The organism is Streptomyces sp. NPDC006372 (assembly GCF_040612515.1).
Classification (GTDB): Bacteria; Actinomycetota; Actinomycetes; order Streptomycetales; family Streptomycetaceae; genus Streptomyces.
In genome coordinates this window covers 122,619-144,159 of sequence record NZ_JBEXQJ010000024.1, presented here as the reverse complement: position 1 = coordinate 144,159, position 21,541 = coordinate 122,619, and the positions used below count along the sequence as shown (strand labels likewise).

The 21,541-nt window shown below is 69.6% G+C and carries 24 protein-coding genes and 1 tRNA gene; 8 read left to right on the top strand and 17 right to left on the bottom strand.

Translation table 11 applies throughout. From position 1 onward, the window contains the following. Positions 1–98: 98 nt before the first annotated feature. Complete coding sequence (locus tag ABZ016_RS29425; RefSeq protein ID WP_356919715.1) at positions 99–548, bottom strand: hypothetical protein; 450 nt, start codon at positions 546–548, stop codon at positions 99–101. Between the two features lie 504 nt (positions 549–1,052). Here ABZ016_RS29425 and ABZ016_RS29420 point away from each other — a divergent pair. After that, positions 1,053–1,136 (top strand) — tRNA-Leu (locus tag ABZ016_RS29420). Positions 1,137–1,179: 43 nt separating this feature from the next. Here ABZ016_RS29420 and rdgB read toward each other — a convergent pair. The 3 genes from rdgB to rph form a co-directional block, all read right to left on the bottom strand. Beyond that, positions 1,180–1,782 (bottom strand): RdgB/HAM1 family non-canonical purine NTP pyrophosphatase, encoded by a 603-nt coding sequence (gene rdgB, locus ABZ016_RS29415; RefSeq protein WP_356919714.1) that lies wholly within the window; start codon positions 1,780–1,782, stop codon positions 1,180–1,182. Positions 1,783–1,844: 62 nt separating this feature from the next. Then, entirely contained in the window at positions 1,845–2,243 is a 399-nt protein-coding gene (locus ABZ016_RS29410; RefSeq protein ID WP_356919713.1) for a hypothetical protein, read from the bottom strand. A gap of 145 nt (positions 2,244–2,388) precedes the next feature. After that, the gene (gene rph, locus ABZ016_RS29405) at positions 2,389–3,126 is read right to left on the bottom strand and encodes a ribonuclease PH (protein WP_345659984.1); all 738 of its coding nucleotides are present in this window, start codon (positions 3,124–3,126) and stop codon (positions 2,389–2,391) included. 176 nt (positions 3,127–3,302) lie between these two features. On the opposite strand from rph, the gene ABZ016_RS29400 reads away from it, so the two are divergent. Further along, positions 3,303–4,514 carry a transposase gene (locus ABZ016_RS29400; RefSeq protein WP_356919712.1) on the top strand — a complete coding sequence of 404 codons (1,212 nt, stop codon included), beginning with the start codon at positions 3,303–3,305 and terminating at the stop codon, positions 4,512–4,514. A gap of 35 nt (positions 4,515–4,549) precedes the next feature. Here the strand turns inward: ABZ016_RS29400 and ABZ016_RS29395 are convergent, their stop codons facing one another. After that, the gene (locus tag ABZ016_RS29395) at positions 4,550–4,783 is read right to left on the bottom strand and encodes a PTS glucose/sucrose transporter subunit IIB (protein WP_356919711.1); all 234 of its coding nucleotides are present in this window, start codon (positions 4,781–4,783) and stop codon (positions 4,550–4,552) included. Positions 4,784–5,044: 261 nt separating this feature from the next. On the opposite strand from ABZ016_RS29395, the gene ABZ016_RS29390 reads away from it, so the two are divergent. Continuing rightward, positions 5,045–6,307 (top strand): PTS transporter subunit EIIC, encoded by a 1,263-nt coding sequence (locus ABZ016_RS29390; RefSeq protein WP_356919710.1) that lies wholly within the window; start codon positions 5,045–5,047, stop codon positions 6,305–6,307. 60 nt (positions 6,308–6,367) lie between these two features. Here the strand turns inward: ABZ016_RS29390 and ABZ016_RS29385 are convergent, their stop codons facing one another. After that, positions 6,368–7,120, bottom strand: coding sequence for an MBL fold metallo-hydrolase (locus ABZ016_RS29385; RefSeq protein WP_356919709.1), 753 nt, complete (start codon positions 7,118–7,120; stop codon positions 6,368–6,370). A 213-nt stretch (positions 7,121–7,333) separates the two neighbouring features. On the opposite strand from ABZ016_RS29385, the gene ABZ016_RS29380 reads away from it, so the two are divergent. Further along, a complete protein-coding gene (locus tag ABZ016_RS29380; protein WP_356919708.1) occupies positions 7,334–7,777 on the top strand; it encodes a type II toxin-antitoxin system PemK/MazF family toxin in 444 nt (147 codons plus the stop codon). An 80-nt stretch (positions 7,778–7,857) separates the two neighbouring features. On the opposite strand, the gene ABZ016_RS29375 is transcribed toward ABZ016_RS29380, so the two are convergent. The 7 genes from ABZ016_RS29375 to clpS all read right to left on the bottom strand — a co-directional run bounded on the left by ABZ016_RS29375 (position 7,858) and on the right by clpS (position 12,720). Then, positions 7,858–8,808 (bottom strand): cysteine synthase, encoded by a 951-nt coding sequence (locus ABZ016_RS29375; protein ID WP_356919707.1) that lies wholly within the window; start codon positions 8,806–8,808, stop codon positions 7,858–7,860. Between the two features lie 6 nt (positions 8,809–8,814). Further along, the gene (locus ABZ016_RS29370) at positions 8,815–9,093 is read right to left on the bottom strand and encodes a MoaD/ThiS family protein (protein ID WP_184593209.1); all 279 of its coding nucleotides are present in this window, start codon (positions 9,091–9,093) and stop codon (positions 8,815–8,817) included. Between the two features lie 115 nt (positions 9,094–9,208). Continuing rightward, complete coding sequence (locus ABZ016_RS29365) at positions 9,209–9,304, bottom strand: putative leader peptide (RefSeq protein ID WP_356919706.1); 96 nt, start codon at positions 9,302–9,304, stop codon at positions 9,209–9,211. Between the two features lie 110 nt (positions 9,305–9,414). After that, complete coding sequence (locus ABZ016_RS29360; RefSeq protein WP_356919705.1) at positions 9,415–9,837, bottom strand: M67 family metallopeptidase; 423 nt, start codon at positions 9,835–9,837, stop codon at positions 9,415–9,417. Between the two features lie 134 nt (positions 9,838–9,971). Then, the gene (locus ABZ016_RS29355) at positions 9,972–11,396 is read right to left on the bottom strand and encodes an amino acid permease (protein ID WP_356919704.1); all 1,425 of its coding nucleotides are present in this window, start codon (positions 11,394–11,396) and stop codon (positions 9,972–9,974) included. A 365-nt stretch (positions 11,397–11,761) separates the two neighbouring features. Then, positions 11,762–12,370 carry a DUF2017 domain-containing protein gene (locus ABZ016_RS29350; protein WP_356919703.1) on the bottom strand — a complete coding sequence of 203 codons (609 nt, stop codon included), beginning with the start codon at positions 12,368–12,370 and terminating at the stop codon, positions 11,762–11,764. A gap of 32 nt (positions 12,371–12,402) precedes the next feature. Further along, entirely contained in the window at positions 12,403–12,720 is a 318-nt protein-coding gene (gene clpS / locus ABZ016_RS29345; protein WP_356919702.1) for an ATP-dependent Clp protease adapter ClpS, read from the bottom strand. Between the two features lie 106 nt (positions 12,721–12,826). Here clpS and ABZ016_RS29340 point away from each other — a divergent pair, with 106 nt between their 5' ends. Both ABZ016_RS29340 and ABZ016_RS29335 read left to right on the top strand, forming a co-directional pair. Further along, positions 12,827–14,173: a nicotinate phosphoribosyltransferase gene (locus ABZ016_RS29340; RefSeq protein ID WP_356919701.1), complete on the top strand. Its 1,347-nt coding sequence runs from the start codon at positions 12,827–12,829 to the stop codon at positions 14,171–14,173. Positions 14,174–14,288: 115 nt separating this feature from the next. After that, complete coding sequence (locus ABZ016_RS29335) at positions 14,289–14,879, top strand: nicotinamidase (RefSeq protein ID WP_356919700.1); 591 nt, start codon at positions 14,289–14,291, stop codon at positions 14,877–14,879. Between the two features lie 21 nt (positions 14,880–14,900). Here ABZ016_RS29335 and ABZ016_RS29330 read toward each other — a convergent pair whose 3' ends face one another. Next, positions 14,901–15,242: a hypothetical protein gene (locus ABZ016_RS29330; RefSeq protein WP_356919699.1), complete on the bottom strand. Its 342-nt coding sequence runs from the start codon at positions 15,240–15,242 to the stop codon at positions 14,901–14,903. Positions 15,243–15,376: 134 nt separating this feature from the next. After that, positions 15,377–17,731 (bottom strand): immune inhibitor A domain-containing protein, encoded by a 2,355-nt coding sequence (locus ABZ016_RS29325; protein WP_356919698.1) that lies wholly within the window; start codon positions 17,729–17,731, stop codon positions 15,377–15,379. Between the two features lie 402 nt (positions 17,732–18,133). Here ABZ016_RS29325 and ABZ016_RS29320 point away from each other — a divergent pair, with 402 nt between their 5' ends. After that, entirely contained in the window at positions 18,134–18,412 is a 279-nt protein-coding gene (locus ABZ016_RS29320; protein ID WP_356919721.1) for a hypothetical protein, read from the top strand. A gap of 23 nt (positions 18,413–18,435) precedes the next feature. On the opposite strand, the gene ABZ016_RS29315 is transcribed toward ABZ016_RS29320, so the two are convergent. Together ABZ016_RS29315 and ABZ016_RS29310 are read right to left on the bottom strand one after the other, a co-directional pair. Beyond that, positions 18,436–19,119 (bottom strand): RDD family protein, encoded by a 684-nt coding sequence (locus ABZ016_RS29315; protein ID WP_356919697.1) that lies wholly within the window; start codon positions 19,117–19,119, stop codon positions 18,436–18,438. Positions 19,120–19,205: 86 nt separating this feature from the next. Further along, complete coding sequence (locus ABZ016_RS29310) at positions 19,206–20,879, bottom strand: RDD family protein (protein ID WP_356919696.1); 1,674 nt, start codon at positions 20,877–20,879, stop codon at positions 19,206–19,208. Positions 20,880–21,125: 246 nt separating this feature from the next. Here ABZ016_RS29310 and ABZ016_RS29305 point away from each other — a divergent pair, with 246 nt between their 5' ends. Then, complete coding sequence (locus ABZ016_RS29305; protein ID WP_356919695.1) at positions 21,126–21,536, top strand: SsgA family sporulation/cell division regulator; 411 nt, start codon at positions 21,126–21,128, stop codon at positions 21,534–21,536. Positions 21,537–21,541 lie beyond the last annotated feature (5 nt).

Genomic DNA, 21,541 nt, shown 5'->3' with positions numbered 1-21,541 from the left:
CGACCACCACGACGCGCACCAGCGCGGCGGCGGCCGGGTCGTTGGGGGCGAACAGCATGCGCCGGCCGCCGGCGAGGCACCACGCTGCAGAACACTGATCAGGAATCGGCGAGAGTGGTGTCGACTCCCGCGTAGGTCGCCCACAGCAGGCAGCAGGCGTTGCTTCCGCCGCCGACGTTGTCGAGCTGGAAGAAGTAGTCCGACTCCTGCGGCAGGCCGTTGTACTCGCCCCGGCTCGCGTAGGTCGAGCCGTTGAAGCAGTTGGTGAAGGTCTTCTCACCGTAGAAGTCGTTGGACGACAGCGCGTCGTAGTCCCACAGTTCGACCCCGGTGGTCTTGCTGCCGCCCTGCACGCTGCAACCCTTGAAGATGATCTCCGAGTAGCTCTCGTCCGCCCAGTAGCGGGACTGTCCGTTGCTCCCGCCGCCGTCCGTCCACCCGCTGATGCTGCTCGACCAGTTGGCCCAGGCACCAGAGGACATCGCGAGGGTGAAAGCTGACGCCATCGCGACCACGGCGGATACGCGCTTGGAGGATCTGCCCGACATGCGGGAACTCCGAATCTCCCACCCGATGCGGCCCCCCCATGAGGCCTGTCCACATCAGGCGAGGCGTGGAAGCTATCGAACAGATGATCTTTAAGTCAATGTGACGTGAACATTGCGTGCCCCTGATCACCGATCCGAGCTGACCAGGTGAAGGGTGTGAACGGCCTTCACAAAGGCGCTGATCCGGGTGGTCGGGCACTGCGGTCGCGAAGGAACCTCCAGGCCATGCGGGTGGCGACGGCCTGCTCGACGAGCGGGCGAATCCTCGCGGAGGAGCGACCGTGGCAGGCGGCCCGGATCTCCTGCCGCACCGCCTCCGGCGACAGCGACCGAAGCGTTTCGGCCGACCCGCCTTGCAAGAGTTCTCAGCTACTGGTAAAAGCCCGGCTCTGACCCAACTGCCCATCGGAGAGGGACAGTTACCGCAGGGCGGGCACGGCGGTCGATCACATCAATGGGGACGCCGAAGCCGGGAGCGGCTCCCGGTACGATGACAGGCGGCTGGCGGCGGTGGCGCAACGGCGACGCAGCAGGTTTAGGTCCTGTGGCCCCTGACCGGGCTTGAGGGTTCGAATCCCTTCCGCCGCACACAGAAGGGGCCGCCCTGCTCGGGCGGCCCCTCCCTCGATCCTCAGCCCAGCAGCTCCCGCACCACCGGCACCAACGCCCGAAACGCCTTCCCCCGATGGCTGATCGCGTTCTTCTCGTCGGGGGTCAGTTCCGCACAGGTCCGGGTCTCGCCCTCCGGCTGGAGGATCGGGTCGTAGCCGAAGCCGCCGGTGCCGGTCGGCTCGTGGCGCAACACTCCCCGTAGCCGACCCTCGACCACGCGTTCCGTGCCGTCGGGCAGGGCGAGGGCCGCCGCGCAGGCGAAGTGGGCGTCGCGGTGGTCGTCGGCGATGTCGGAGAGCTGGGCGAGGAGCAGGTCCAGGTTGGCCTTGTCGTCACCATGCCGGCCCGACCAGCGCGCGGAGAAGATGCCGGGGGCGCCGTTCAGGACGTCCACGCAGAGGCCCGAGTCGTCGGCGACGGCGGGGAGGCCCGTCGCCCGGGCCAGTGCGTGGGCCTTCAACAACGCGTTCTCGGCGAAGGTGACGCCGGTTTCCTCGACGTCGGGGATGTCCGGGTAGGCGTCGGCCCCGACGAGTTCGTGGGGTAGCCCGGCTTCGGCGAGGATGGCGCGAAGTTCGGTGATCTTCCCGGCGTTACGGGTGGCGAGGATCAGGCGACTCATGGCCACACAGTAGCGAGCGGGCCAGGTCACTCGCCCGAGCAGCCCGGCCCGGCCGGCGCGCGTTACGGCGTGCAGACCTTCGTCAGTTCGCCCGCCGCGTCCGTGACCGGGCTGATGTCGGGTGTCTCGTCGCCGTTCTTGATCGACGTGCGGACGTTGTCCACGGCCTTGTTGAGGTCGTCGACGGCCTTGTTGACGTCCGTGTTGTCGGTCTTGTCGCCGATCTCGCCGAGGTTCTTGTCGATGGAGTCGAGGGACTCGTCGAGCTGTGTCGGGTCGTCGGCGGCGCTGTCCACGGCCTGCTGGAGTTCCGTGACGCTGTCGGCGATGGCGTCGGCGGTCTGGACGCAGTCCAGTGCCTTGTCGACGGCGGCGCAGCCGGTGGTGAGTCCGGCGGTGAGCGCGACGGCCGCCAGGGTGGCGGCGACGGCTGCGGTGCGGCGTCGGCGGCTCGCGGCCATGGAGCGGTCCCTCTCGTTCGGCGGGCCGGTCGGGCCCGTACGGCTGGCCGGGCGCACAGGGATGAGCCCGTGCGCCCGTACTCCTTCAGACGCGAGCGTGCTCGGCGCGGTTGCCCGTGCCGAGCACCTGTTTTTGGTGCGCCCTTTACTTTTCGAGGACGGTATCAAGCGCGGTGCGCTGGTGGGCGGCGAGTTCGGAGCAGCCGGCGACGGCGAGGTCGAGGAGGGCGTTGAGTTCGTCGCGGGCGAAGGGTTCGGCCTCGGCGGTGCCCTGGACCTCGACGAAGCGGCCGTCGCCGGTGCAGACGACGTTCATGTCGGTGTCGGCCTTGACGTCCTCTTCGTAGCAGAGGTCGAGGAGGGGGACGCCGCCGACGATGCCGACGGAGACGGCGGAGACGGTGCCGGTGAGGGGCTGGCGGCCGGCCTTGATGAGCTTTTTGCGCTGGGCCCAGGCGACGGCGTCGGCGAGGGCGACGTAGGCGCCGGTGATGGCGGCGGTGCGGGTGCCGCCGTCGGCCTGGAGGACGTCGCAGTCGAGGACGATGGTGTTCTCGCCGAGGGCCTTGTAGTCGATGACGGCGCGCAGCGAGCGGCCGATGAGGCGGCTGATCTCGTGGGTGCGGCCGCCGATGCGGCCCTTGACGGATTCGCGGTCGCCGCGGGTGTTGGTGGAGCGGGGAAGCATGGAGTACTCGGCGGTGACCCAGCCTTCGCCGCTGCCCTTGCGCCAGCGGGGGACGCCTTCGGTGACGGAGGCGGTGCAGAAGACCTTGGTGTCGCCGAAGGAGACGAGGACGGAGCCTTCGGCGTGCTTGCTCCAGCCGCGTTCGATGGTGATCGGGCGGAGTTGCTGGGGGGTGCGGCCGTCGATTCGAGACATGGCGCTGAGCCTATCCGCAACCGTGGAGCGGGCTCCTCCCGTGGTGGGGATGCGAACGCGTGTGCTTGTTGTCGCTGGTCGGGGTGGTGGCTGCGGGATCGGGGGACGGGTGTGCGGGGATCGTACGTATGGTCCTTGGCAGGGTTCGGGGACGCCTTGTCATGGGGGGAGGCGGGATGGTGTACGCGGAGGGAGCCGGGCATGCCCGCTACACCTTCCGGCTGCGTGTGTCCTGCGCTGCCCGCAGGCTGCTGGTGGCGGAGTGGGACCGGTGCCGTTGGCTGTGGAATGAGTGCGTGGCCAAGTCCAGGGCCGTGTATCTGCACAATCGGACGACGGGGGAGAAGCGGACGTGTGGTCCAGCGCAGCTGGACCGGATGCTGACTGAAGCCCGGCGGACGGTTCCATGGCTGGGTGAGGGTTCGTCGGTTGTCCAGCAGCAGGTCATTCGCGACTTCGGCCGCTCCCGTGCCAAGGCCCTCAAGGACATCAGGGAACGTTTGCCCGTGGGGCGTCGGGCGGGGATGCCGACGTACAAAAAGAAGCGTGAGGCGCTGGCGACCCTGAACTACACCCGGCGTGGCTTCCGGTTGAAGGACGGCCGGCTGCACCTGGCCGGGGGCATCGTGGTGCTGGTGGTGTGGTCGCGGCACCTGCCGGCTGAGCCGTCCTCGGTACGCATCTACCAGGACAGTCTCGGGCACTGGTACGGCTCTTTCGTCGTGCCCGCCGAGGTTCAGCCGCTGCCTCCCACCGGCCGGGCGCTCGGTGTCGACTGGGGCGTGAAACAGACCGCGACCACCACGTCCGATGTGCACGACCTGCCGCACGCCGAGCACGGCCGGAAGGCCCAGCAGAGGCTGACCCGGTACGACCGGATGATGGCCCGCCGCAGGCCGAAGAAGGGGCAACCCGCATCGAAGGGCTACCGCGAGGCGAAGAAGCTGCGGGCGAAAGCGCACAAGAAGGTCGCACGGCAGCGGCAGGACACTGGGCGCAAGTGGGCCAGGAAGGTGGTCCGTGACCACGACGCCATCGCCGTGGAGGACTTCAAGCCCTGGTTCGTGGCCAAGAGCACGATGGCCCGCAAGGCCGCGGACGCCGCCATCGGCGCCACCAAGGCCGCTGTGCTGGAGATGGGCCGCAAGCACGGGGGTGACATCCGCCTGGTCCACCCCGCGCACACCACGATGGACTGCGCCACGTGCATGACGAGAGCCAAGCATGCACTGCCGCTGGGTGAGCGCACCTACACCTGCACCGCATGCGGAGCCGTGGCCCCACGGGACAAGAACTCCGCATACGTGATGCTCCACCGGGCTGGTCTCAACCCGGCTGGTGCCGATGGCAGAAGACCTCCTGGAGCGCTGCTCCAGGAGGCGGCCTGAGCCAGGAATCCCCTCCCCTACAGGGAGGGGAGGATTCAAATCAGGTCTTCGATCTCCGCGGCGATGGGGTCGGCGTCGGTGCCGATGACGACCTGGATCGCGGTGCCCATCTTGACGACGCCGTGGGCGCCGGCGGCCTTCAGGGCGGCTTCGTCGACCTTGGCGGGGTCGACGACCTCGGTGCGCAGGCGGGTGATGCAGCCTTCGACCTCTTCGATGTTGTCGATGCCGCCGAGCCCGGCAACGATCTTCTCAGCCTTGCTGGCCATGCTTTCTCCCTGATCCGAACCGCTCTGTCGCAGTAATGCAGTTGTCTACACCACAAGTCGGCCTCTCGACAAAGTGCCGGTTCTTGATCGTCGAAGCGGGCGGAATTGGCGGGTTCCACTCGTTCGGCCTACCGTGCTACAACTGGTCTACACCACTCACCGGTGGGGGTCGCGCGGCGGAGACCGCGCCCCTTTTCTGAGACGCCGCCGTCCCCCTGTCGACTCTTCCCCGGGCGGCGCCTTGCCCCATGGAGGAAGTTCATGTCCACAGCCACTGCCGCGCCCGCGGGTCCGAAGAAGGGCTCCGCGGTGATGGCGGTCCTGCAGCGTATCGGCCGCAGCCTCATGCTGCCCGTCGCCGTGCTGCCGGCCGCCGCCCTCCTGGTCCGCCTCGGCAACACCGACATGCTGGGACGGGACTCCTTCCCGGAGTTCATCACCAAGATCGCGGGGTTCATGACCGCGGGCGGCAACGCGATCCTCGACAACATGCCGCTGCTGTTCGCCGTGGGCATCGCGATCGGCTTCGCGAAGAAGTCGGACGGCTCGACCGCGCTGGCCGCCGTGGTCGGCTACCTGGTGTTCAAGAACGTGCTGGGCACGTTCACCGACCCGACCCTGCCCAAGGTGGCGGCGAAGGTCGGCGACAAGGCCGTCATGGTGGACGCTCCCGCGGACGCCAAGGTGCTGGGCGGTGTCGTCATGGGCATCGTGGTGGCCCTGCTCTACCAGCGCTTCTACCGGACCAAGCTGCCCGACTGGGCGGGCTTCTTCGGCGGTCGGCGCCTGGTGCCGATCCTGTCCGCCTTCGCGGGCCTGGTCATGGGCGTCGTCTTCGGCTACATCTGGCCGGTCCTGGGGACGGCCCTGCACAACTTCGGTGAGTGGCTGGTCGGCTCCGGAGCCGTCGGCGCGGGCATCTTCGGTGTGGCCAACCGTGCGCTGATCCCGGTGGGCATGCACCACCTGCTCAATTCCTTCCCCTGGCTGCAGGCGGGCTCCTACGAGGGGAAGAGCGGGGACATCGCGCGCTTCCTGGCCGGTGACCCGACCGCGGGGCAGTTCATGACCGGTTTCTTCCCGATCATGATGTTCGCCCTTCCTGCCGCGTGCCTCGCGATCGTGCACTGCGCCCGGCCCGAGCGCCGCAAGGTCGTCGGCGGCATGATGTTCTCCCTCGCGCTGACGTCGTTCGTCACGGGTGTCACCGAGCCGATCGAGTTCACGTTCATGTTCATCGCCCCGGTGCTGTACGCGATCCACGCGGTGCTCACCGGTGTCTCGATGGCGCTGACCTGGGCGCTCGGCATGAAGGACGGGTTCGGTTTCTCCGCCGGTGCGATCGACTTCCTGCTGAACCTCGGCATCGCGACCAAGCCGTGGCTGCTGGCCCTGGTCGGTCTGTGCTTCGCGGCGGTCTACTACGTGGTGTTCCGGTTCGCGATCACCAGGTTCGACCTGCCGACGCCGGGCCGTGAGTCCGACGAGGAACTCGCCGAGCTGCAGAAGGCGGAGGCGAAGTAGCCCGCACACGGTGAAGGCCCCGGAACCGCTCGGTTCCGGGGCCTCTTGCGTGCGTGGAGGTCAGATGTCGTACGTCTGCCTGGGCGCGGCGAGGTGCACCGGGCCGTCGTACACCTCGCGGGCGTCGGCGAGGTTGACCTGGGGGTCCGTCCACGGTGGGACGTGGGTGAGGACGAGGCGGCGGGCACCGGCGCGGGCGGCTGTCTCGCCGGCCTCGCGGCCGTTGAGGTGCAGGTCGGGGATGTTCTCCTTGCCGTGGGTGAACGCCGCCTCGCACAGGAACAGGTCGGCGCCCTGCGCGAGTTCGTCCAGGGCGGGGCTCACGCCGGTGTCGCCGGAGTACGTCAGGACCTTGCCGTCGTGTTCGATCCGGATGCCGTAGGCCTCGACGGGGTGGGCCACTCGCTCTGTGTGGACCGTGAAGGGGCCGATGTCGAAGGTGGACGGCTTGACCGTGTGGAAGTCGAAGACCTCGCTCATGGAGGAGGCGGTGGGGGTGTCCGCGTAGGCGGTGGTCAGCCGGTGTTCCGTGCCTTCGGGTCCGTAGACGGGGAGCGGATCGCAGCGGCCGCCGTCGTGGCGGTAGTAGCGCGCGACGAAGTACGCGCACATGTCGATGCAGTGGTCGGCGTGCAGGTGGCTGAGGAAGATCGCGTCGAGGTCGTAGAGACCGCAGTGGCGCTGCAGCTCGCCGAGGGCACCGTTGCCCATGTCGAGAAGCAGCCGGAAGCCGTCGGCCTCGACGAGGTAGCTCGAGCAGGCCGATTCCGCGGACGGGAACGACCCCGAGCAGCCGACGACGGTGAGCTTCATGAAGCAGAAACCTCCGCTGGCGGGAAATGTCTGAGAGGGGCGTCGGGGGTCGTGCGGTTCGTCGAGCGTAAGGCGCAAAACCTCCGGTAGCTCCTCCGCCAAGGCCTGTTGTGGGCGAACTCACCTGTGGTGTCACCGGTTCGGATGGCAGGTCCGGGTGTGATCCTTGCGAGGAAGGGCGCGGGGGAGGGATGGCGCCGGTAACGTCTCAGTATGGACACGTCCTGGTGGCTGGCGCTCGCCGCGGTGGTACTGCTCGCGCTCGTCGCCACGCTCGTCGACGGCTGGGGGCGGCGGTCGGGCGGGCGGCGGACCCGGGCGGCGGCTCCGGCCGTCGCGCTGGCGGGCCGGCCGCAGCCGGCGGAGATCTGGTGGGCCGACGTGCCGTACGAGGACCAGGCGCGTACGAAGGACCGGCCGTGTCTGGTGCTGGCGGTGCGTGGGGAGCGGGCGACGGTCGCGAAGATCACCACTCGGTTCCGGCACGAGCGCACCGGTGTGATTCCCCTTCCCCCGGGGTCGGTCGGTGACGTCCGGGGGCGGGCGAGCTTCCTGGAGACGGACGAGCTGCGGGAGGTTCCGGTGTGGGGCTTCCGGCGGCGGGTCGGGGTGGTGGATCCGGCGTTGTGGGACCAGGTGCGGTATCTGGCCGGGTGAGGTGCCGGGAGCGGGTTGACCTGAGGAGAAAGAAGGGCTGGAGTCGCGACTCCAGCCCTCCTGTGTGCTCTTGGTGACGGCTACGCCCAGAGCTGGCCCTGGAGCGTCTCGATGGCCGCTTCGGTCGTGGCCGCCGTGTAGACGCCCGTCGAGAGGTACTTCCAGCCGCCGTCGGCGACGACGAAGGCGATGTCGGCCTGTTCACCGGCCTTGACGGCCTTCTTGCCCACGCCGATCGCGGCGTGCAGCGCGGCGCCCGTGGAGACCCCGGCGAAGATGCCCTCCTGCTGGAGCAGCTCGCGGGTGCGGGTGACGGCGTCCGCGGAGCCGACGGAGAAGCGGCTGGTGAGGACGGACTCGTCGTACAGCTCGGGGACGAAGCCCTCGTCGAGGTTGCGCAGGCCGTAGACCAGGTCGTCGTAGCGCGGTTCGGCGGCGACGATCTGGACGTCCGGCTTGTGTTCGCGCAGGTAGCGGCCTACGCCCATGAGCGTGCCCGTGGTGCCGAGGCCTGCCACGAAGTGGGTGACGGAGGGCAGGTCGGCGAGGATCTCCGGGCCGGTGGTGGCGTAGTGGGCGCCCGCGTTGTCCGGGTTGCCGTACTGGTAGAGCATCACCCAGTCCGGGTGCTCGGCCGAGAGTTCCTTGGCGACGCGCACGGCGGTGTTGGAGCCGCCCGCGGCCGGGGAGGAGATGATCTCGGCGCCCCACATGCCCAGCAGGTCCCGGCGTTCCTGCGAGGTGTTCTCCGGCATCACGCACACGATGCGGTAGCCCTTGAGCTTGGCCGCCATGGCGAGGGAGATGCCGGTGTTGCCCGACGTGGGCTCCAGGATGGTGCAGCCCGGGGTGAGGCGGCCGTCCTTCTCCGCCTGCTCGATCATGTGCAGGGCGGGCCGGTCCTTGACCGACCCCGTCGGGTTGCGGTCCTCCAGCTTCGCCCAGAGGCGGACGTCGGGGGACGGCGACAGCCGCGGCAGGCGCACCAGGGGGGTGTTGCCGACCGCGGCCAGGGGGGAGTCGTAGCGCATCGTTGATCAGACCATGCCGCCGGCCACGGCCGGCAGGATCGTGACGTTGTCGCCGTCCGACAGCTTGGTGTTGATGCCGTCGAGGAAGCGGACGTCCTCGTCGTTCAGGTACACGTTGACGAAGCGGCGCAGCTGGTCGCCGTCGACGATGCGGGCCTGGATGCCGGCGTGCCGGGTCTCGAGGTCGGTGAACAGCTCGGCGAGGGTGTCACCGCTGGCCTCCACCGCCTTCTGACCGTCGGTGTACGTGCGGAGGATGGTCGGGATGCGGACCTCGATGGCCATGGCTTCAGGGCTCCTGTCGGGAGTAGTCAGTCGGGGCGCGCGGCAGCGCAGGAACAGCGGGGTGGTGCGTGTGTGCAGCGCCGCGGCTCAGGCCGTACGGCGGCAGGTTGCGGCGTCAACAGATGGCGCTGGCGAGCCTGCACAGGTCGACGTGCAGCCGCGCAACGAGCATCTCGCCCGGCGTCTTGTCGCTCACGTCCTGGACAACCATGGGGTCATCGTATCGATTCCCGGTCCGGGTTCTGGAATGTGATCCCACATGGCGGACTGTTTCCGGCCGGGGAGTGAGACCGTGCTGTTCAGGCCGGATCGGCCGGTGTCTCAGTAGGCCTCGACGACCTCGACTTCTTCCTCTGTGACCTCGCCCTCGACGATCCGGAAGGAGCGGAACTGGAACTCGCCGGCCCCGTCGGTGTCGGCGGTGGAGACGAGGACGTAGTGGGCGCCCGGCTCGTTGGCGTAGGAGATGTCGGTGCGGGAGGGGTAGGCCTCGGTCGCGGTGTGGGAGTGGTAGATGACCACGGGCTCCTCGTCGCGGTCGTCCATCTCGCGGTAGAGCTTGAGCAGGTCCCCGGAGTCGAACTCGTAGAACGTGGGCGACATGGCCGCGTTCAGCATGGGGATGAAGCGCTCGGGGCGGTCCGAGCCCGCCGGGCCGGCGATGACGCCGCACGCCTCGTCGGGGTGGTCCTTGCGCGCGTGGGCGACGATCTGGTCGACGAGGGCCTGGGTGATGGTCAGCATGCCGGCAAGGATAAGCAGAAGGGCCGTTCCGTACCGATGGCTGGTACGGAACGGCCCATATGCCGGACGCCCTGAGCGGCAGCGGCAGGGGGTGCCACGAGTACTCCCTGCGGCTGGGCGTCCTGGCGGGTTGGTCAGCCGACCTTGTCGAGCTCCGGGGAGCGGCGCTCGGCGATCTGCGGGTTGCGGCTCTTGAGGATCGCCCAGCCGATGGCCAGGGCGACGGCCCAGCCGGCCGCGACGTAGAGGCAGACCCGGGCGTCCTTGTCGTACGCGATCATGCCGGTCACGCCGATGAGGAAGAGGAGCGCGACCCAGCTGAAGAGCGCTCCGCCGGGGGCGGGGAAGGACGAGGCGCGCAGCCGGCCGGCGTCGACCGCGGAGCGGTAGCGGATGTGGCTGACGAGGATCATCATCCAGGTCCAGATGCCGGCCGCGGTGGCGACGGAGGTGACGTAGAGGAACGCCTTCTCCGGGACGACGTAGTTCAGGACGACGCCGATGCCCATGAGCGCCACGGAGACGGTGATGCCGACGGCGGGCGTCTTGCGGGTGTTGAGCTTGCCGAAGACCTGCGGGGCCTCGCTGTTGGCGGCGAGGTCGCGGAGCATGCGGCCGGTGGAGTACATGCCCGAGTTGCAGGACGACAGGGCGGCGGTGAGCACCACGAAGTTGACGATGCCCGCGGCGAGCGGGATGCCGATCTCGCCGAACGCGTGGACGAACGGGCTCTCGCCGGCGGAGAAGTCGGTCCACTTGACGACGGAGAGGATCACCAGCAGCGCGCCGACGTAGAAGACGATGATGCGCCAGGGCAGGGTGTTGATGGCCTTGGGCAGGGTCTTCTCGGGGTTCTCGGACTCGCCCGCGGTGACGCCGACGAGTTCGACGGCGAGGTAGGCGAACATGACGCCCTGGAGCGTCATCAGGCTGGAGCCGATGCCGTTCGGGAAGAAGCCGTCGTGGGACCAGAGGTTGGAGACGGTGGCGGTGTCACCGGCGTCGGAGAAGCCGAGGGTGAGCACGCCGAGGCCGATGACGATCATGCCGAGGATGGCCGTGACCTTGATCATCGAGAACCAGAACTCGACCTCGCCGAAGATCTTGACGGAGATCAGGTTGACGCCGAAGAGCACCACCAGGAACACCAGGGCGCTGACCCACTGCGGGATGTCGGGGAACCAGAAGTGGATGTAGATGGCGGCGGCCGTGAGTTCGGCCATGCCGGTGACCACCCACATGAGCCAGTACGTCCAGCCCGTGACGAACCCGAAGAACGGGCCGAGGAACTCGCGGGCGTACTCGGCGAAGGAGCCGGAGACCGGACGGTAGAGCAGCAGCTCTCCCAGGGCCCGCATGATGAAGAAGATGACGACGCCCGCGAGGGCGTACATGAGGATGATGCTGGGGCCGGCCTTCGCGATGTTCGCCCCGGCGCCCATGAACAGGCCGACGCCGATGGCGCCGCCGATCGCGATCATCTGGACCTGGCGGCTGCCGAGTCCGCGCTCGTACCCCTCTTCGGAGACGTTTTCCGTGTCGACCTGCGCAGAGGTCATGTGTGGTGCGCCTTTCTCCATGCCGACCCGGACCTGTTGTCGGTCTCGGATCGGGTCTCGATCCCCCCGGATGATGGAGTCGAGCGGGCCTGCGGGGCCCGCTCATGCCTGGCCGACGATCCGTCGGCCACATGGCGCACCCGGCCGAACATTCGGGTGGTGTTCGCCGGGCGGTCGTGAAGATTTATCACGGCCGCAATAGTGATCACACGGGTGATTTGTGACGCACAGCACAGGGAGAATTGGACAAAGCGCACCCGAAGGGCCCATAGAAGGCGGGCGCGGTGACGCGATCGTTATCCGGATTTGAGTGTCCTCTGAGCGAACACCGATCGGTCACCCGGCGGTCACAGAACCTGCACGCATCAGGGCATAAGGGTCCCGACCAGCGTCTCCTGCAGTCCGCCCAGCCACAGGTAGGCCATCACCATCGGCTTGCGCGGGTCGTCGTCCGGGAGGCGGTAGAGGAGGTCGGTGTCGTCCTCGTCGGTGATCTCCAGCCGGGAGCCGATCGCGAGCCGCAGGTCGTTCAGGGCGTTCAGCCACTGCTGGGACTCCGCCACCGACAGCTTGAGCACCGCGCCGCCCTCGCCGGCCGAGGTCGAGGACAGCGCGTCCAGGGTGCGGACCACCGTGAGGGCGTTGTCCCGCTTGCCGGCCCGCAGGTCGTTCTCGGTGTAGCGGCGGAACTCGGCGGAGTACGCCCGCTGCTCCTCGGCGTCCCGGGCCGTGGCGGGCTGCTCGGGGTCGCTGTACGCGTCCGGGAAGAGCCGCTTGAGCACCGGATCGGCGGGCGGCTCGCTCGGGCCCTCCGCGAACAGCTCGGCGAGCGGGTCGTCGGGGGCGTCCTCGGCGGGGCCGGGGCCGATGAGTTCCAGAAGCTGGACGGCCAGCGACCGGATGATGGAAATCTCGACGTCGTCGAGGGCGACGGCCGCGCCGCCGCCGGGAAGCGGTTCGAAGGTTCCGGGCATGAACGCCTTTTCGCTGCTGGGCGGGGTGCTGGCTACTTGCGGTCCTGCTGGAGGGTGGCCCACAGGCCGTAGCCGTGCATGGCCTGCACGTCGCGTTCCATCTCCTCGCGGCTGCCGCTGGAGACGACCGCCCGGCCCTTGTGGTGGACGTCGAGCATGAGCTTGGTGGCCTTGTCCTTGGAGTAGCCGAAGTACGTCTGGAAGACGTACGTCACATAGCTCATGAGGTTGACCGGGTCGTTGTGGACGATGGTGACCCACGGAACGTCCGGCTCGGGCACGGCGAAGACCTCCTCCGCCGACTCGGTCTTTTCGATCTCCAGGGGTGCGGGTGACGTCACACAGCCCATGCTGCCACCCGAGGGGGGTAGACGCACAAACTGGCCTGGCAGTAAGGCGATCGCGTCCCTCGGGACCGCAATCGTCAGATTGACGAAATGGGGGTACGATCCCGCCATGAACACAGCGGACCTTGGGCTGCCGGTGGATGTTCCGTCGACGGCGCTCTTCACGGACCAGTACGAGCTGACGATGCTGCGGGCCGCGCTCGCGGCGGGCACGGCCGAGCGGCGGAGCGTGTTCGAGGTCTTCACCCGGCGGCTTCCGAACGGGCGGCGCTACGGCGTCGTGGCGGGCACCGGGCGGGTGCTGGACGCGGTGGAGAACTTCCGCTTCGACACGGCCGTCCTCGACTTCCTGCGCGAGCGGGAGATCGTCGACGAGGAGACCCTCCGGTGGCTCGCCGGCTACCGCTTCAGCGGGGACATCTGGGGCTATCCCGAGGGCGAGGTGTACTTCCCGGGCTCGCCGATCATGCGGGTGGAGGGCACGTTCGCCGAGTGTGTGCTGCTGGAGACCGTGATCCTGTCGATCCTCAACCACGACTCGGCGATCGCCGCGGCGGCCTCGCGCATGTCGGCGGCCGCCGGGGACCGGCCGCTGATCGAGATGGGCGCCCGGCGCACCCACGAGCTGGCGGCGGTGGCGGCGTCCCGGGCCGCGTACGTGGGCGGCTTCGCCACCACCTCGGACCTGGCCGCCGGGTTCCGGTACGGCATCCCCACCGTGGGCACCTCCGCGCACGCCTTCACACTGCTGCACGACCGCGAGCGCGACGCCTTCCAGGCCCAGGTGAACACGCTGGGGCGGGGCACGACGCTGCTGGTGGACACGTACGACGTCGCCGAGGCGGTCCGGACGGCCGTCGAGGTCGCCGGGACCGGGCTGGGCGCGGTGCGGATCGACTCCGGGGACCTGCTGCTGGTGGCGCACCGGGTGCGGCAGCAGCTGGACGAGCTGGGCGCGAGGGACACGAAGATCGTCGTGACCTCGGACCTGGACGAGTACGCGATCGCCTCGCTGGCGGCGGCGCCGGTCGACGCGTACGGCGTCGGCACGCAGCTGGTGACCGGGTCCGGGCACCCGACGTCCTCGATGGTCTACAAGCTGGTCGCGCGGGCGGAGGCGGCCGGGCCGAAGGCGCCGCTGGTGCCGGTGGCGAAGCGGTCCACCGGAGGGAAGACGTCCGTGGGCGGGCGCAAGTGGGCCGCGCGGCGGCTGGACGCGTACGGGGTCGCCGAGGCCGAGGTGGTGGGCACCGGGCCGGTGCCGGGTGAGCTGGCGGACCGGCAGCTGCTGGTGGAGCTGGTCAAGGGGGGTGAGGTGGTCGCCCGTGAGCCGTTGGACGCGGCGCGCGAGCGGCACGCGGCGGCGCGCGAGGGGCTCCCGATGTCGGCCACGCAGCTCTCGCGCGGGGAGCCCGTCCTTCCGACGGAGTACCTGCACGGAGCCTCGGGTAGCTAATTGCGGTGTGCCGTGATGCGCCGACCCATGACCCCTCCCGACCCCTCAACCATGGCAATAGGCTCGGAAGTTCACCGGCCGGGCTTGCCGACCTCATAGCCGAAGGACACCGACCATGCGCCGCGCCTTGATCGTCGTAGACGTGCAGAACGACTTCTGCGAGGGGGGCAGCCTCGCGGTGTCCGGCGGTGCCGATGTGGCCGCCGCCATCACGGAGCTGATCGGGCAGGCGGCCGGGTCCGGCTACCAGCACGTCGTGGCCTCGCGCGACCACCACATCGCCCCCGGTGGCCACTTCTCGACCAACCCCGACTACGTCCGCTCCTGGCCGGCGCACTGCGTGGCCGGGACGGAGGGCGTCGGCTTCCATCCGAACTTCGCTCCCGCCGTCGCGTCCGGCGCGATCGACGCCGTGTTCGACAAGGGGGCGTACGAGGCGGCGTACAGCGGCTTCGAGGGAACCGACGAGAACGGCACGCCTCTGGCCGACTGGCTCCGGTCCCGCGAGGTCACCGAGGTGGACGTGGTCGGCATCGCCACGGACCACTGCGTACGCGCCACGGCCCTGGACGCCGTGCGGGAGGGCTTCCGCACCCAGGTCCTCCTCGACCTCACGGCGGGCGTCTCCCAGGAGACCACCGAGCGCGCGGTCGAGGAGCTGCGGGAGGCGGGCGCGGAGCTTTCCGGGAAGCCGGTCGTGCAGTAGCCCGCGTGCCCGCATCCCGGGTCAGGTCCGGGCCGTCGGGCGTCTCAGGAGGGACCGGATCGGGCGCCACAGTTCTGTGGTGAGGTCCGGGCCCAGGACACCGTTGTCAGGAGCCGTGCGCCATATCAGGCCGTCCGGGTGGTGGAGGACGGCGGTGACCTCGTCGGGGGTCGGCGGGGCGGCGTTGCCGCGCAGGTAGACCGACCGCAGGCCCAGGTTGCGGAGCCTGGTCAGGGCTCGGGCGCGGTTCGCCGCGTGGACGAGTACGCGGACGGAACCGGGGCCGTCGGCGGCGGGGCTGGGCAGGTTCAGCGCCACCACCACGGTGCCGTTCGGCAGCTTGCAGAAGCCTCCTGCGGCCATGTGGTCATACCCCCGTGTCGGTCGGTGTGTCGGTCGGTGTCAATAAGAGAACCACAGGACGCACCTAAACACGGATCGGCGGTGACCCGCCAGGGGGTCACCGCCGATCACGCTCTGACCTGCTAAAACGCGTTTTACTTCACCGCGGGGCCGACCTCGAGCTCGATCGTCGAGCCGTCCTTGGCCTCCTTGATGATCTTGATCTTGGTGTTGGTGTCAGTGACCTTGACGCCACCGGTCTTGTTCGCCGGGTCGTAGTAGGTGCTGGTGCGGTCGTTGAAGACCGAGACACCCTTCGACGACTTGATCTTGGTCGCGACGTCCGCGTTGTGCAGCGTGATGCCGTCGGTGCGGTACAGGCTGAAGGGCGAGTCGTAGGCCTGGACGCGGTTGCGCATCAGTGTGCCGTCGGACCACTTCAGTGCCTTCGGGTGCGAGTCGATCGGCAGGACCAGACCGGTGCCCGGGTGGGCGCTGGTGTTGTTGTCCGCCTGGGAGGTGTCCCACTTCCAGATCAACAGGCCGTTCTGGTACGGGTAGTGCTCCACCCAGTCCGGACGGGCCTTGGAACCGAAGTTGTACGGGCCGACCTTGAGGGTCTTGTCGTACGACACGTACTGGCGGTTCTCCGCGATGTAGTACTGCGCGTAGTCCTTGGTGAAGGACGCGCCCATGCGGGAGAAGCCGTTCGCCTTCCAGGCCGGGTCCGCGGACTCGGCGTCGTCGGAGAAGACGGCGGCACCGTCGGCGGTCACGGTGATCCGGTCGGCCGCGAAGCCCTTCATCGCCAGGCCGCCGTCGGTCTGGTAGCGGAAGCGCAGGTCGATCTTCTTGCCCGCGTAGGCGTCCAGCGGGAACGCCAGCTTCTTGTACGCGTCGACCGTGCCGGTCAGGGCCGGCTTGTCGCTGCCGTCACGCGGGATCGGCTGACCGTCCACCGTGCCGTCCAGAGCGGTCCAGTTGGCGCCGCCGTCGGTCGAGACCTCGGCGTAGAGGTAGTCGTAGTTGGCCTCGATCTCGTACCAGCCGTCGAGGGTCAGCGACGCCGACGTCTTGCCGGTCAGGTCGACGGAACGGGTCAGCGTGTTCTTCAGGTCGTTGCCGCTGCCGCTCCACCACTGGGTGGCGCCCTGGGCGGGCTTGACGAGTTCGGTGGTGACGGCCCGCTTCGGCAGGTCGACCACGAGCGCCTGCTTGTGCTTGGTGTTGTACTCGGCGAGACCCAGCTTGTGCCAGGAGTTCGTCGCGGCCTTCGCCGTGTCGTACTTGAGCCAGCCCAGCTGCATCTTGTCCCAGGCGGTCATGTCGCCCGGCAGGTCACCGATCTCGTTCTTGCCGGTGCCGAGCCAGGAGCCGGAGGACATCAGGGTCCAGAAGCCGGTGGAGTTGTCGCCGGCGCCGGTGGTGTCGTAGTGGTCCGGCAGGCCGAGGTCGTGGCCGTACTCGTGGGCGTAGACGCCGAGTCCGCCGTTCTCCGGCTGGACGGTGTAGTCGCCGACCCAGATGCCGGTGTCGCCGATCTTCGCGCCGCCGAGCTTGTTGTCCGCGGGGCCGGTGGCGCCGGCGTCGGTGCCGAAGGCGTACCAGCGGTGGGCCCAGATCGCGTCCTCGCCCTGGACGCCGCCGCCGGCGGACTCGTCCTCACCTGCGTGCACGACCTGGAAGTGGTCGATGTAGCCGTCCGGCTCGTTGAAGTCGCCGTCGCCGTCGAAGTCGTAGCGGTCCCACTGGTCGTACTGCTTGACGTCCGCCTTGATCTGGGCGTCGGTGCGGCCGGCCGCCTTCTGCTGGGCGACCCAGGCGTTCAGACCGTCCTTGACGACGTTCCACACGCTCGGGCAGTTGGTGTCACCGCAGGCGTTGTTGCCGTAACGCGCCTCGTTGTAGGGGACCTTGACCCAGTCCGAGACCTCGCCCTCGACCGAGTAGCGGCCGGAGGACTGCCTCTCGTAGTACTTCTTCACCGACTCGGTGTTCTTGCCGGTGCCGAAGTAGAGGTCCTCGAAGTACTTCTGGTTGTAGTCCGCGCGCCAGGCCGTGGAGTTGTCCTTCTTGCGGTCCGGCTTGGCTATCTTGTTGTGCAGCGGGCCGGGGGTGCCGCCGAACTCGCTGATCTGGTCGCCGAACTCGACCAGGATCGTGAAGATCTTGTCGGTCTTCTCGCGGCCGAGCTCGACGTACTTGCTGTCGCCCTTCTTGCTCTTGAGCTGGACGACCTTCGAGCCCTCGCGGTCCTTGACCTTGGTCTTGCCGGATATGACCTGCTTCAGGGCCTCTTCGCGCTGCGCCTCCTGGGTCTTGCTCAGCGGGCCCTCGAGGTCGTGCTCGGAGCCGTGGCGATCCGCCGGGTCGTGCCGGTCCACGGTGGTGGACCTCGGGGCGGAGGCGTCGTCGGCCTGCGCCACACCGAGAGCCGAGCCGGTGGCGGTGGCCGCCGCGAGCGCCACACCGATGGCGGCGGCTCTGAACGTCCAGGGTCTTCTGGTCACTTGAGTTCCTCCCCCGCGTTCGGGCGCGCGGAGGGAAGGGTCCTGGGTCTGGCAGGGTCCGCGCGCGCGTGATCAACGCGTGTAGTCAAGTGACGACATTTGACTAGAGGTTAAGCAGAAAAGACAGACCTTGACTTGGACAAGTCAAGTGCACTATGCGGAGGTGGCGTTCGTTTTACGGACAACCAGTGGGATGCCCATCCGGCAGTGGGCGCGTGCATATGTCCACCCCTTGGACGCCATGACTCCGTGCGCCCCCTGTGCTCCGGCCCTGTTGATTAGGTCACGCTTACCGCGCGTTCCGCTCGGGCACCCTGCCGGTTAGAGTCGCTTGGCGGAACGCCCGGAAGCTGGCGGAATGCCAGGCCGACACCCCCGTGGACACCCACTTTCGAGGACATGATGGCCATGCCCCGTCCGACCGCCGCACAGCTCGCCTACGGTTCCTGCACTGTGATCCTCTCGACCATCGCCATGCTGCTGCTGTCGCAGACGAGTTCGGGCGTGGGGATCGCGATCATCGCCGTCGCGGCGCTCGCCCTCGGGCTGCTGGTCGCCATGACGGTGCCGCTGCCCGGCAGGCGCCCCGCCTCGGTGGAACGGCCCGCCCCCGCGGAGCCCGTACGGGCCACGGTCACCGCGCCGGCCCCGGAGCCGGTGCGCGAGCGGGCGGTCTCCTGACCGCCGGGTGATCCACCCGTGCCTCAATCGGTGCTGACCACGACCGTTTTTGCCGCCTTGTCGTGCAGGCCCTGCTTGTAGGGCCGGTCGAAGTAGCTCCAGCCGCCGCAGATCGCGGTCCAGACGCAGGCACAGCAGAAGGCGAACGGGATCCACAGCACCGCGGCACGTGAGAGCGAGCCCTGCACGGAGGGCGTGCTGCCGTCGTCGAGGTCGGCCACCCGCATGTGCAGCAGTTTCTTGCCGAGGGTCTGGCCGGTCCTGGTGGTCAGGACGGTGTCGTAGGCGATGTAGAGGACGGCGGCGACCGCCGACTGCCACAAGGACTTGCTGACCTGGATGCGATCGCTGTCCACGTCGAACTCGCTGACGCCGATGCCCCAGGTGAGCAGCCAGACGACGACACCCACGAGGATCATGTCGATGATGCGGGCGAGCGTGCGCTTGCCGCTGTCGGCCAGCGGGGGCATGCCGGCGAGGGGGTCGGCTGGGTAGGAGCCACCGCCGTACGGGGAACCGCCGCCGCCTCGCTCTCCGCCCTGGCCGCCCCCTTGGTCCCCGCCCTGGCCGCCTCCCGAATACGGCGGGGGTTCGCTCCCGTAGGGCGAGCCCGTGTCCCCACCGGGCGGCTCGTGCGGGGGCCGCTTCCTGAACGGGTCGTCTTCCGGGGGCTGCTGACCGGAGCCGGGGGGCGGTTCACTGCTCATGGCCCGAGTCGACCGCGAACACCCCGGCTCCGCATCCGGCAGACGGCCGTCCGGGGTACGGGCGGTCGGGGACGCTCAAGGGCCCCTCAGCCCGCCACGAACGTGTGCGCCGCCTTGTCGTGCCAGCACTGGCGCCACGGCTTGTCGAAGACGCACCAGACGACTCCGACGATCCCCACGACGAGGAGTCCGGGCACGCTGTAGACCAGCCAGCGGCGCAGGGCCGCGCCGAACTCCGGGGCCTCGTGGCCCTCGATGTCCCGTACCTCGAGACCCATCAGCTTCTTGCCGAGGGTGCGGCCCCACTTGACGGTGGGCAGCACCTCGGCGACGACGCCGACGAGCAGCAGGACCGCCAGGACGATGCCGAGGTACACCGACGTGGTGCCGTCGAGCAGCCAGACCGTGACGGTCTCGCCGGAGAGCTTGGCCGCGTCGATCTTCTCGTCGACGTGATCGACGGCCTTGATGCCGAGCGGTACGGCGGCCCCGGCGGTGAGGCCGGCGAGGACGACGGTGTCCAGCAGCCGGGCGACCAGCCGCTTCCCCAGCCCCGCGGGGCGGGCCGCCGCCTGCCGCCGGGCCGCTGCCTGGAACGGGTCCTCGACCGGCGGCTTCCAGGGCGCGACGGGCTGCTCGTCACCCCCGCCCGCTCCGGCGAGCCGGTGCACCTGCTGCGCCCAGGAGGACTGGCCGCCGCCGGGGCCGGCGGCGAGGGGGGTGGCGGCGGAGGAGGCGGGTGCGCCGGACTGCGGAGGTACGACGGGGGCCGACTGGGGACCCGACAGGGCTGTCGGGGCGGCGGAGGCCTGGGCTCCGGCGCCCCCGGGCCCGCTCTGCGCGGCGGCGGCACGGGCGGCCGCGGCCTTGCCGGCACCGAAACCGGGGCGGTTCGAGGGATCGGCCGGGGCCGCCGCGCCGAAGCCGGGGCGGTTCGAGGGGTCGGCCGGGGCCGCCGGGCCGAAGCCGGAGCCCGCCGGGCCGGCGCCGGGGCCTGCCGCAGGGGACTGTGCGCCGAACCCGGGCCCTGCCGAGCCGCCCCCGGAGCCGCCCCCGGAGCCGCCCGCCTGCGCGCCGAAACCGGACCCCGCCGGACCGCCCCCGGACGCAGCACCCCCGGAAACAGCTCCGCCCGGGCCCGTGCGCGGCGGCACCGCGCGGAACGTCATCGTGCCCTCGTCGGGTGCCTCGGCGGAGGCCCCTTGCTCGCCCCCGGACTTCCCCGTCGGGCGGCGGAAGACGAACGTGTTGCCCGCGGCCGCCGCCCCGGACTCCTGGTCGGCAGCGGCGGGCGGGACGTTCGCCGTGCCCTCGGTGCGGGCGGACTCGCCGGAGGGCCCGCCGTCGGCGTGCGCCACCCTCGGGTCGGCGCCCTGCCCGCCCGTCTCCTGCGCCACCGGCGGTGACCCCCAGGAGACGCGGCGGTCCTGGCCGCCGAAGCCGGACTGGTGGGAGCGGTCGGCGCCCCAGGCGGACGCGGGCTCGGGACGGCTGCCGTGCTGGGAGTCGGCGGCGGAGGGCTCCTCGACCGGGTCCTCGTCGAAGAAGTGCGGGCCGGTCTCCTCGACCGAGGCGGCGGCGCCGGACTGCCCCGCACCGGGCGGCGGCGCGAGCGTCTCGCCGTCCTGGGGCGCCGGACGGCTGGTGCCCGGTACCCAGGAGGCACCGTTCCAGTACCGGACGTATCCAGGAATGGACGGGTCCGGGTAATACCCTTCGCGGGGCCTGTCGTCACCGGGGGCCGGGGTTGGGGCGCTCATCTCCGTCGTCCCGCTATCTGCTCGAGGGCCAAATGGGGGCCTCCACATCTATCAGACGAGCGCAACCCCCACCGCCGCTCCCACGGGACCCACCCCTTTCGAGCACCGATGTGCTACGCACCGCGCCGCTTCGGCGGATCCCCCTGCGAAAAAACTTCCGGGAAGGCGCGTAATGCCGGCGCCCCCGCGCGCTCTCTCCCCCTGACCGGCCCTCACGGGCAGCCGTCAGGAGAAGGGAACACCGCCATGCACACCGTCGTGGAGCGGGAACTGGAGCTGAAACTCGTCCTGTCGCCGGAGCGCCGGATCCCGGTGCCCGCCCGGCTCGGGTACGCCACCGACGATCCGTACGCCGTGCACGTCACCTTCCACACCACCTCCGAGCACCCCGTGCACTGGACGTTCGCCCGGGAGCTGCTGGTGGAGGGGGTGTTCCGGCCCTGCGGGCAGGGGGACGTGCGGGTCTGGCCGACGAGGACCGAGGGCCGCGGCGTGGTGCTGATGGCGCTGAGTTCACCCGACGGGGACGCCCTGCTGGAGGCCCCGGCGGGGGTGGTGTCGGCCTGGCTGGAGCGCACGCTGCGGGTCGTCCCGCCGGGGACGGAGGGTGAACGGCTCGGTCTCGACGACGAGCTGGACCAGTTGCTCGCCCAGTGACCCCC